Origin of the sequence: Bacillus sp. SA1-12 (assembly GCF_000981385.1) — a bacterium.
Classification (GTDB): Bacteria; Bacillota; Bacilli; order Bacillales; family Bacillaceae; genus Metabacillus.
The window spans coordinates 198,199-208,779 of record NZ_LATZ01000003.1; the positions used below are offsets into that span (position 1 = coordinate 198,199).

The 10,581-nt window shown below is 36.6% G+C and carries 10 protein-coding genes, 1 tRNA gene, 1 pseudogene and 1 riboswitch; of the genes and pseudogenes, 10 read left to right on the forward strand and 2 right to left on the reverse strand.

The window, feature by feature from the left end:
• The first annotated feature begins 104 nt into the window (after positions 1 to 104).
• A riboswitch (SAM riboswitch) is annotated at positions 105 to 244 on the forward strand.
• A 361-nt stretch (positions 245 to 605) separates the two neighbouring features.
• Both WQ54_RS03480 and metC read left to right on the forward strand, forming a co-directional pair.
• The gene (locus WQ54_RS03480; RefSeq protein WP_046512157.1) at positions 606 to 1,730 is read left to right on the forward strand and encodes a methionine biosynthesis PLP-dependent protein; all 1,125 of its coding nucleotides are present in this window, start codon (positions 606 to 608) and stop codon (positions 1,728 to 1,730) included.
• Positions 1,717 to 2,892 (forward strand): cystathionine beta-lyase, encoded by a 1,176-nt coding sequence (metC, locus tag WQ54_RS03485; protein ID WP_046512160.1) that lies wholly within the window; start codon positions 1,717 to 1,719, stop codon positions 2,890 to 2,892. The genes WQ54_RS03480 and metC overlap by 14 nt, the downstream gene beginning before the upstream one ends.
• Before the next feature lie 127 nt (positions 2,893 to 3,019).
• Here metC and WQ54_RS03490 read toward each other — a convergent pair whose 3' ends face one another.
• Positions 3,020 to 3,283, reverse strand: coding sequence for a hypothetical protein (locus WQ54_RS03490; protein WP_046512163.1), 264 nt, complete (start codon positions 3,281 to 3,283; stop codon positions 3,020 to 3,022).
• A gap of 574 nt (positions 3,284 to 3,857) precedes the next feature.
• Here WQ54_RS03490 and WQ54_RS03495 point away from each other — a divergent pair.
• The 6 genes from WQ54_RS03495 (at position 3,858) to WQ54_RS03520 (ending at position 8,698) form a co-directional block, all read left to right on the forward strand.
• The gene (locus WQ54_RS03495) at positions 3,858 to 4,853 is read left to right on the forward strand and encodes a TAXI family TRAP transporter solute-binding subunit (protein WP_046512166.1); all 996 of its coding nucleotides are present in this window, start codon (positions 3,858 to 3,860) and stop codon (positions 4,851 to 4,853) included.
• 80 nt (positions 4,854 to 4,933) lie between these two features.
• Positions 4,934 to 5,446: a DUF1850 domain-containing protein gene (locus WQ54_RS03500; protein WP_046512169.1), complete on the forward strand. Its 513-nt coding sequence runs from the start codon at positions 4,934 to 4,936 to the stop codon at positions 5,444 to 5,446.
• Positions 5,436 to 7,412 (forward strand): TRAP transporter permease, encoded by a 1,977-nt coding sequence (locus WQ54_RS03505; RefSeq protein ID WP_046512171.1) that lies wholly within the window; start codon positions 5,436 to 5,438, stop codon positions 7,410 to 7,412. The genes WQ54_RS03500 and WQ54_RS03505 overlap by 11 nt, the downstream gene beginning before the upstream one ends.
• A 173-nt stretch (positions 7,413 to 7,585) precedes the next feature.
• Positions 7,586 to 7,657 (forward strand) — tRNA-Val (locus WQ54_RS03510).
• Between the two features lie 123 nt (positions 7,658 to 7,780).
• Positions 7,781 to 8,095, forward strand: a complete 315-nt coding sequence (locus WQ54_RS03515) for a phage integrase SAM-like domain-containing protein (protein ID WP_052737640.1) — start codon at positions 7,781 to 7,783, stop codon at positions 8,093 to 8,095.
• Positions 8,096 to 8,296: 201 nt separating this feature from the next.
• Complete coding sequence (locus WQ54_RS03520; RefSeq protein WP_046512173.1) at positions 8,297 to 8,698, forward strand: hypothetical protein; 402 nt, start codon at positions 8,297 to 8,299, stop codon at positions 8,696 to 8,698.
• A 298-nt stretch (positions 8,699 to 8,996) separates the two neighbouring features.
• Here WQ54_RS03520 and WQ54_RS35565 read toward each other — a convergent pair.
• Positions 8,997 to 9,047 (reverse strand): annotated as a pseudogene (locus WQ54_RS35565) (DegQ family regulator); the annotation flags it as partial.
• Between the two features lie 560 nt (positions 9,048 to 9,607).
• On the opposite strand from WQ54_RS35565, the gene WQ54_RS03525 reads away from it, so the two are divergent.
• A complete protein-coding gene (locus WQ54_RS03525; protein WP_046512178.1) occupies positions 9,608 to 9,937 on the forward strand; it encodes a helix-turn-helix domain-containing protein in 330 nt (109 codons plus the stop codon).
• On the forward strand, positions 9,892 to 10,581 hold a 690-nt coding region (locus WQ54_RS03530), incomplete at its 3' end, for an IS3 family transposase (RefSeq protein ID WP_046512227.1). The genes WQ54_RS03525 and WQ54_RS03530, both read left to right, overlap by 46 nt.

The following is a 10,581-nucleotide window of genomic DNA, read 5'->3' on the forward strand; positions in this document are numbered from 1 at the left end:
GAAAAAATTGTCGAAGATATCAAACTATTGCAATAATATTATTGCAATCTTAACTTGAATCATGTAAAGTAGTAAAAAAAAGTAAACGATAAAAATTTCATACATTCTTATCAAGAGAGGCAGAGGGACTGGCCCAATGAAGCCTCAGCAACCGGTCAAAACGAGTGAAGATCTGGCGAATGTTGATTTTGCTATATGTTAAGTGAAGCTCTATGTTGTTTTTTACAGCACGGGAAGATAATGGAAAATGACTCGAACAAAGCGTCTTTGTTTGTTCGAATCATTTTTCATTATCTGCCCCAGGCTTGCAGAGCAAGCCGCAAGCACCTGCGTGCTGTAAAAAAGCAACCAACACTAAGTAAAAAGCTTCCTAATTCAGCAGCAAATACAACATTATAACCAATTACCACCAAGATCTTCCGAGTGCCAAGGTGCTAAATCCAGCAAGCCACACCAGCGTTATGCTTGAGAGATAAGAAGAAGCGAACTCAAACACAAAGTCTTCTTCTTAACGGGGAAGACTTTTTATATTATTCAAAAGTCTAAAATGCTTCCTCCTCATGAACATAATCTAGAAAAATAACTTACTTAGGATGGTGACAGACATGAGTCAACGAATCGAAACGAAATTAGCACAAATCGGCAATCGAAGTGAAAATGTTACAGGTACAGTAAACCCCCCTGTTTATTTTTCAACAGCCTATCGACATGCTGGAATTGGAGAATCTACAGGATTTGATTATATTCGGACAGGTAACCCTACTAGACTATTAGTGGAAAAAGCAATTGCTGATCTAGAGCATGGTGACCGCGGTTTTGCCTTCAGCTCAGGGATGGCTGCGATTCAAACCATTATGGCCCTTTTTCAAAGCGGTGATGAATTAATCGTTTCATCTGATCTATATGGCGGTACGTATCGTTTATTTGAAAGAGAATGGAAAAAATACGGCTTATCCTTTAAATATGATGATTTTACAAATCCGGCTGAAACAGAAAAATTAATTTCTGAAAATACAAAGGCGTTATTTATCGAAACACCGACAAATCCTTTGATGCAGGAAGCTGATATTAAGGCACTTGCAGCTGTTGCCAAAAAACACAATTTATTAGTGATTGTTGATAACACGTTCTATACACCTGTTATTCAAACACCAATTCTAGATGGTGCGGACATTGTCATTCACAGTGCAACTAAATACTTAGGCGGACATAATGATGTGCTAGCCGGTCTCGTGGTGACAAAAGGAGAACAATTAAGCGAAGAGTTTTTCCAGCATCAAAATGCCATAGGTGCCGTGTTATCCCCATTTGATTCTTGGCTCTTAATGAGAGGGATGAAGACGTTATCGCTTCGGATGAGACAGCATGAGCAAAATGCCGGGGCTGTTGCAAGATTTTTAGAAGAGCATCCAGATGTGCAGGATGTTTTATATCCAGGAAAAGGCGGAATGCTGTCCTTCCGTTTACAGAATGAAGCATGGGTGAATCCATTTTTAAAGAGTCTTAAGACGATCACGTTTGCAGAAAGTCTAGGTGGTATCGAAAGCTTTATCACGTATCCGGCGACTCAAACTCATATGGATATTCCAGAAGAAATTCGGATTGCAAATGGTGTTTGTAATAAGCTGTTACGTTTCTCAGTAGGAGTTGAACACGCAGAGGATATTATTGAAGACTTAGCGCAAAGCTTTATCCAAATGAAAGGAGCTGAAACAGTTGAGCAATCATGATTGGTCGTTTCAAACAAAGCTGCTGCATAATGAAGCAAAGGTAGACCGTGGAACAGGAGCGGTGAGTGTGCCGATCCACCATTCATCAACCTTTCATCAATTTAATGTTGATGAATTCGGAAAATATGACTACGCACGTTCTGGCAATCCAACACGTGAAGCGCTTGAGCAGGCAATTGCTGAATTAGAGGGCGGAACAAGAGGACTGGCTTTTTCTTCAGGGATGGCGGCGATATCAACAGCGTTTCTGCTGCTTTCTCAAGGGGATCATGTCCTTGTTACCGAAGATGTGTATGGCGGAACATTTCGTATAATAACTGATGTTTTAACTAGATTTGGAATTGAGCATACGTTTGTTGATATGACACATCTCCATCAAGTAGCATCGGAAATCCGTCCAAATACAAAGGTGATTTATATGGAGACACCATCTAATCCACTGCTTAAGGTGACTGATATTCGGGGAATTGTAAACCTTGCAAAAGCAAATGGCTGTCTAACCTTTTTGGATAATACCTTTTTAACACCGGAACTTCAAAGGCCGCTGGAATTAGGTGTTGATGTTGTCCTGCACAGTGCGACAAAGTTTTTAGCAGGTCATAGTGATGTGCTGGCAGGACTTGCTGTTGTAAAGGATGCTGAGTTAGGAGAGCGTCTATATAAACTGCAAAATGCATTTGGAGCTGTACTAGGCGTACAAGATGCTTGGCTTGTTTTAAGAGGACTAAAAACCTTGCATGTTCGTTTGAAGCAATCTTCAGAATCAGCACTTAAAATAGCAAATTTTTTAAGTGAGCATCCTAAAGTTGAGGAAGTATATTACCCAGGACTAAGTTTTCACCCAGGCTATGAAACACAGCGCTATCAAGCAGACGGCGCAGGTGCGGTTCTGTCATTTAAACTAGCGGATGGCGAAGCGGTGAAAAAGTTGGTCGAAAATGTGAAGCTTCCAGTATTTGCGGTAAGTTTAGGTGCTGTTGAGTCGATCCTTTCTTATCCGGCTAAAATGTCACATGCAGCAATGCCTCCAGAGGAGCGTGAAAAGCGCGGCATCTCAGATGGCTTACTTCGGTTAAGTGTTGGCTTGGAAAATGCTGATGACCTGATTAAAGACTTTTCAGAAGCGTTGGAAAAGCTTCCGCAAAAGGCAAGTGTACGTTAGAACTGATAGATAGGTCTGTTGAAAAATGGGAAAAGGACTAAAAATCCTTTTCCTATTTTTGTTTGGGTTAACTTTCATCTAATCCAAAGGAAAAGGCAGCATTTAGATGCCTTTTCTCCAATTTTTCTTACCTGCCGCCATATCCATACCAAGGATAATGGTGATAATAAGGATAATGGTAATAAGGCGGGTAGTATGGTGGATAGTATGGATAGTATGGTGGGTAGTATGGATAATAAGATGGGTAGAAAAATGGCCGTCTAGGTCTTGGCCGTGGATATGGAGGATAGTAAGTATATGGTCGATATTGTCTTTCATCTTCAGGGTTAGTACTGTAAAATTCGTTTTCTAAAGATGCTTGCTCTTCAGGATTAAAGTCTTGATCCTGCATAATGATAACCTCCTTTTTTAGGATCCTCCCTTAACGTTGGAGTTAAAATCACTTAAGACAAATTAGATAATGTAATAAATGATTAGCACCGCCTCTATTTTATATGTGCGATAGCTTTTTCAACATTCACTCTATTTTTAATTTTTTTCGATTGTATTACATCAATCGTTAATGCAGGTTTCGTATGTATGCTTACTGCCAAGGTATTCTCTAAATCTTTGTCTGTTTGAAAATGTCTCTCTTGTTTTTCCTGAATCTTCTAGTTAGCAGGTTAAAAAATTGAACTGTAACCTTATTTCACATAAATTGAGACAATCTGTAATAGAATGTAAGATAATACATAATAGTTTTAATATTCACATTATATTTTTTCAATAATGTAATATTATGTTGAAACTTAGGTGTTAGAAATGAAAAGGAAAATAAAGAAAAAGCAGGTTTTCTAAAAGAACAAGCTTATTATTTATATGTTAAGCGCTTGTTTTCGAAATTATCGTAATTGACAGTTTTATTGATTCATATGTTAATATAAGGTTGTATATTTTTACATAATAAAACAAAAGGGGGAAATTTTATGAAAAGAAATCGCATAAGTTTATTATTTGTGTTGATGCTGGCATTATCTATGGTTTTAGCTGCTTGCGGCGGCGGTAATGAGGATGTGTCTGGTAATGGGGGAGAAAGTAATGAAGGCGGCAACAAAAATCTTAGCTTACTAACTGGTGGTACTGGTGGTACATATTATCCACTTGGTGGACAAATTGGAAAGATTATTTCTGATAATACAGATGTAAATATTACACCACAAACATCTGGTGCCTCTGCAGAAAATATGGAAACATTAAGAGCAGGAGAGGCAGAACTTGCATTCTCTCAAACAGATATTGGAGCATATGCAATTGAAGGAAAAGAAATGTTTGAAGGAGATCCAATTGATAATATTCAAGCAATCGCGTCATTATACCCAGAAACAGTACAACTTGTAACAACAGCAGATAGCGGAATTAAATCGGTTGAGGATCTTAAAGGAAAATCAGTTTCTGTAGGTGCTCCTGGATCAGGTGCTTATATTAACGCTATGCAACTTCTTGAGATTCACGGATTAACAGTTGATGATATAAAGGCACAAAACCTTTCTTTCGACGAATCTACTGATGGTATTCAATCAGGTACTATTGACGCAGCATTTGTTACGGCTGGTACTCCAACTGGTGCAGTAGAGGCATTATCAGCACAAAATGATGTGGTGATTGTTCCATTAGCCGATGATAAAATTCAAAGCTTAATAGAAAAATTTCCTTATTATTCGGAAGATACGGTTTCGAGCGGAACATATAATATTAAATCAGATGTGAGAACAGTAGCTGTTAAAGCAATGCTGGTTGTTTCAAAAGACCTTGATGAGAATTTAGTGTATGAAATGACAAAAGCGTTATATGAAAATACAGATAAAATCACTCACGCAAAGGGTGAATTTATTAAACCTGAAACAGCACTTGAAGGGTTAGGGGATATGGAACTTCACCCAGGTGCTGCAAAATATTTTGAAGAGAAAGGTATTTCCGAGTAATACATTTAAAAGAGTCGGTAGATCGCAATGGCTATCTACCGATTCATTTTATGATTTTTCTTTTTTTAGGTGGGATCGCAATGATAAAGAGGAAGATTATAATTCTGCTTTTATTTGTCCCCCTGCTGCTTTTAATTGTATTTGCTCCTTACAAACAAGTCGTTGCATTTACATATGAAAATCAAGGGCAATTACTTGCTTATTTGGTTTTAAAAGAGGACAAAGCTTTTCACATAAAGTATACACACTCTATCCATCTCTCGGATGTATTGGAATCATATCGTTTAGATGATAAGAAAATCATTCAAACGGAACTCGCGTACGAGGATTTTGCAGTTGGAATGCCTTCAAATGCTGAAGGTGACGAAGTCTTTGAAGAAGTGGATGGAACATATTATTTAAAAAATATGAGTCGAACATTTCCATTTATAGACTTAAGAATTGGACAAGTAAGAGCGAATCATCGACTAATATATGAGAAGCAAACATATACATTATCAAACTATATGAAACCTGGAACATGGGTAAGAATCTCACAAAAGAAATTATCATTATGGCAACAATTGAAAGGAGTGAGCATCAATGGCTGGTAAAGAAGAAATAAAAGCGTTAACAGAAGAAGAACAGCAAGCATTGATAGAAAAATATGATATAGAAGCTGGCACAAGAAAACTTACCGGAGTATTAGGATGGATTGCCTTTTTTGGCTTACTGGCTTTCTCCCTATTCCAATTATATACAGCTGTTTTTGGCGTTTTTACAGCACAAATTCAACGGACCGTACACTTAGGATTTGCGCTATCCCTTATCTTTTTGCTCTTTCCAGCGAATCGAAAGAAAAAGCAAAAAGGAAAACTGCAAATCGCTTGGTATGATATCATTTTAGCTATTTTAAGTATTGGTGTAGGTGTTTATTGGCCAGTCTTCTTTGAAGATTTGGTCATGAGTGTCGGGCGACTTGATACACTTGACTTTGCTGTGGGTTTACTTGCTATTCTATTAGTTTTAGAGGCCACTAGACGTGCAGTGGGACTACCAATTACCATTATTGCTGTGATCTTTTTGCTATACGGAATTTACGGTACATACATGCCAGGATTTCTCGGGCATAGGGGTTTAACATTAGAACGGCTTGTTCAAACGATGTTCTTTACAACAGAAGGGATTTTGGGAACACCTTTAGCTGTTTCCTCAACTTTTATCTTCCTTTTCTTATTGTTTGGTTCTTTTTTAATTAAAACAGGTGTTGGTCAATATTTTAACGATTTATCCATAGCTATTGCAGGCAGAAGAATTGGCGGACCTGCGAAAGTAGCCATTTTCTCGAGTGCTCTTCAAGGAACGATTAGCGGGAGTTCGGTTGCCAATGTTGTTACCTCTGGGGCCTTTACCATTCCGATGATGAAAAATCTTGGCTATAAGAAGGAATTTGCAGGGGCAGTAGAGGCTTCGGCTTCAACGGGCGGGCAATTGATGCCTCCAATTATGGGTGCCGCAGCATTCCTTATGGTCGAATTTATTGGAAATGGAATAACCTATTGGGATATTGCAAAAGCTGCTGCGATACCGGCAGTTCTTTACTTTGCTGGTATTTGGATTATGACGCATTTCGAAGCAAAGAGATTGGGCCTGCGTGGTCTAACAAAAGAAGAAATGCCAAGCAGAAAAGAAGTATTTGGCAAATGGTATCTATTAATTCCGATTGTTGCGATTATTGTTTTGCTTATGTCAAATATAACTGTCACACATGCTGCTTTGTATTCCATTTTGATTTCTATAGTAGTTGGTTTTATAAATAAAGATGCCAGAATGAAAATCATTGATATTATTTATGCTTTAGTAGATGGAGCAAGAACGGCTTTAAGTGTTGCAGCAGCAACTGCAGCTGCTGGGATTATCGTCGGAATTGTTACCAAAACCGGGTTAGGACTGAAGCTTGCAAATGGATTAATTGACCTATCGGGAGGCTTGTTAATTCCAACACTAATATTAACAATGATCGCTTCGCTTGTTCTTGGAATGGGTGCTCCAACAACTGCAAACTATGTCATTACATCAACCATTGCAGCTCCAGCGATGATCCTATTAGGTGTAGCAGATTTACCAGCTCATTTATTTGTTTTCTATTTTGGTATTATAGCAGATATTACACCGCCAGTTGCATTAGCCGCATTTGCCGCCGCTGGTGTATCGGGAGGAGAACCGCTTCGGACAGGAATCGAATCATCAAAGCTTGCAATTGCCGCGTTTATCATTCCATACATCTTTGTTCTATCACCAGAACTGCTGATGATCAATACGACCTGGCTTGAAGTCATTTGGGTTGTATTCACTGCAACAATAGGTATGATCGCAATAGGTGCAGGGGTGATCGGATATTGGATGAGAGGCATGCACTGGCTGGAAAGAATTCTTGCTGGGATGGCTGGATTACTTTTAATTTATCCTGAAGGCATTTCTGATATAACAGGATTAATCATGTTTGCAGCTCTATTTGCTTTACAATATGTCTGGAAACGCAACAGCCATAACAAACCACAAATGTCGGTACAAGGATAAAAAAACGAAAAACCTGATCCTCGACACGAGGCTATTCAGGTTTTTCCTATTTTCCGGGAAATAAGTCGAAAGATGTGAGATTTAGCTGATACAGGACTTGTTTTATTAAATTTTAAAAATGGTTGACTAAAGATAAATATAGAAATATAATATAAAATGTAACTTAATAAAACGACTTGTTAGCTCAGTGGGAGAGCACTTCCTTGACAGGGAAGGGGTCGGGGGTTCAAGTCCCTCACAGGTCATCACAGTAATTGTATCAAGGGTTTGACAGTATTTTAAATTCAATAATGTAAAGTGGTTGCTGTCAAAACCACTACCATTAGGAAAGACCATTTCACTAATTAAGGTGAGGTGGTCTTTTTTTTATGCTGTTAAAGTTTGCTATTCAAGATTTTTTAGATGACAGGGAATTTAAAAATTTATCTCCTGCAACTGTTTTTAATTACAAAGAATCACTGAAACAATTTCAAACCTTCTGTAATGAACATGAGATTGCCAATATTCAAGATATTACAGCAAATGTCTTAAAGAAGTATCTGTTGCAATGTCAGAAGGACGGTAATAGACCTTCTTCTATAAATTCTAAGTTACGTAGGTTAAAAGCATTTTTTAATTACATGATTGAAATTGAAGTTATTATAAAAAGTCCAGTAGAAAAGATAAAGTCGGTTGGTATTTAAAAAACGAAAGTACAGGAAAATGGGCATGTTACAATTCAGGTTTATATCCTGGTTACAATGAAACAAGATGGTGTAGTGCTAAAGTAGCTGGAGGAGCAGGGTATTATCGTTTATATATTGTTTCAAACGGTGGAGCCTCTGCATCTGGTAGTCTTTCATGGTAAATATTTTAATTGATTTATATAAAAGGAGTTGGTTTGTTTGAGAAAGATAAACATGAAAAAAATTATATTTATCTTATTTGTCGGGTTTTCTTTAACTTTGGGATCATTGGGAATAACAACACCAGCATCAGCAAATACACCAACAGGCTGCGGAAATGATGGTAGTGGAGGTTGTCATACACCATTTCGTTATTATACAAAAGGAGAAACCGTAATTTATAGAGCTTGGAGTTATAGAGGGACAGTTAGTTTTTGGGTAGAAAGGGATTATAACGGCACATTAACTCCAGTAACATCCATATCCTATGTAACTCCAAATAATAGTCCTCAAACACGATCATTTGTCGTACCGGTTTCAGGTTATTATACACTTGAACTTGGTTGTAGATATGGGCGTGATACATGCACTAGTTATGGATCAATGGATGATTTAGATTAGCTAATGGTTAACAACTAATCCAGGGTGTATAAAAGGATCTTCGACTGGGGCTATTGACAAATACCCATTTAATCAAAAAGAAGATGAATATCTACTAAATGTAGTGTTCATCTTCTTTTAATTTTAATATATGTTGTGTCTGGTAATGGGATTTCTTAGTTTGTCAACAGGCCCGACTGAAGATCCTTTTTCATGCCAATAACATCGATTATGTAAACTAAATTTTTATAATGTATTTATGTGATATTTTGTGATAGGGAATATAGAAGAGATTTTTGTGGTTTTAGTTGTATTCCGTTTAGGATACTTTTAAAAATGTATATTTGTCATATTTATCTATACTTTTATTTCTTCTTAAAGCCTAACTAACATTTGGGCCATTTCTTCAATTTTACTAAGATCTATCACTCCTACACCTCCTTACAACCTAGATTTCATATGCGTGATGGCGCAAAATAAACGAAATGGTCCAATATATTCATTTTTTACATATTTAAATTGATAGTTAAATTAATCATTTATTGTTAAAATTGCTAGTCTTAGTAGTAAAAAACAGTCAAAGTGAAATGACTTTTAATATAATAGAATGTAGTTAATTTCTTTACAAACGAGGTGGGAAAAATGCATGACTGGCGAAAAAAAGTAAAAAAAGTATATCATGACTTTAACAAAAACAAATGTGATTGTAATATCATTATTATTAAGGGTAACAATAATAAAGTTTTTTCTCCATCAGTTTCAGTAGAAGCTCGAGCTCGGGATAATGGAAAAGTTGATACTTGTGTAAAATTACCGTGAATACCGTACTTCAATTCAAAGTTTAAAAGGGAATCTTCAATTGTTATTATCCCCTTATAGTGGACAGTAAAAAGAAAGGATTGTACTGTCTTCTATGGAGGGGATTTTTTCATGGGGAAAATTAGAACAACCTATACAAAAGAAATTAAACTAAAAGCTATTAATTTATACGAAAACGAAGATATGGGGATCAGATCAATTTCCAAAGAGTTAGGGATTGGATATACAATTGTCCAAAGATGGATAGCTCATTATAAAAGTGAGGGAATTCAAGGGTTAAACGAAAAGAGAGGAAAATCTCGAAACCCACTTAAAGGTAAAGCTAAAAAAGACCACGAGAGTGATACAGAAAAAATAAGTCGATTAGAAGCAGAGAATGCCTATTTAAAAAAGCTATTAGCTGCGAAAAGGGAGATGATTCCGGAAAAGAAAAATCGTTAAAATACAAAATAATTCATGAGCTTACGGATCAATTTACTATTATCACGTTGTGTAAGATAGCCGGTGTTTCAAAAAGTGGCTATTACAAATGGCTAAAACGCCAAGATAACCCAACAGATAAGGACTTGGAAGATCAATCCATCGTAACTAAGATTATTAAATGCCAACAAGATCCTGATATTAATTGGAGCTACGGTTACCCAAGAGTTCAAACTTGGCTTAAAAAGATGTATGGTTTGAAAGTTAATCATAAGAGAATTTATCGTTTAATGAAGGCGAATGGAATTCAAGCAAAGATACGAGTAAAGAAGTGGAAACACTTTGGACGAAAAGAAAAATATGTCGTTTCAGAGAACGATTTAAACAGAGAATTTTCAGCTTCACGCCCAAATGAAAAATGGGTAACTGATATAACATATCTACTATTTAATGGAAAGAAACTCTATTTATCTACGATACTAGACCTTTACAACAATGAGATTATTTCATATAAAATAAGTGAAAGAAATGATCTAAAGCTAGTAGCTGATACAGTAAAAAAAGCAATAAAAAAAAGAGATGTGAAAGGACTCCTATTACATAGCGATCAAGGATTCCAGTACACCTCAATAAGATATAACAAGCTATTAGAAAGATACAACATT

Coding starts and splice junctions, on each gene's coding strand:
- WQ54_RS03490 (WP_046512163.1), bottom strand. CDS start 3,283: ATGCAGGATCAAGACTTTAATCCTGAAGAGCAAGCATCTTTAGAAAAC.
- WQ54_RS03515 (WP_052737640.1), top strand. CDS start 7,781: ATGCTGTTAAAGTTTGCTATTCAAGATTTTTTAGATGACAGGGAATTT.
- WQ54_RS03500 (WP_046512169.1), top strand. CDS start 4,934: ATGATAAAGAGGAAGATTATAATTCTGCTTTTATTTGTCCCCCTGCTG.
- WQ54_RS03495 (WP_046512166.1), top strand. CDS start 3,858: ATGAAAAGAAATCGCATAAGTTTATTATTTGTGTTGATGCTGGCATTA.
- WQ54_RS03480 (WP_046512157.1), top strand. CDS start 606: ATGAGTCAACGAATCGAAACGAAATTAGCACAAATCGGCAATCGAAGT.
- WQ54_RS03525 (WP_046512178.1), top strand. CDS start 9,608: ATGGGGAAAATTAGAACAACCTATACAAAAGAAATTAAACTAAAAGCT.
- WQ54_RS03505 (WP_046512171.1), top strand. CDS start 5,436: ATGGCTGGTAAAGAAGAAATAAAAGCGTTAACAGAAGAAGAACAGCAA.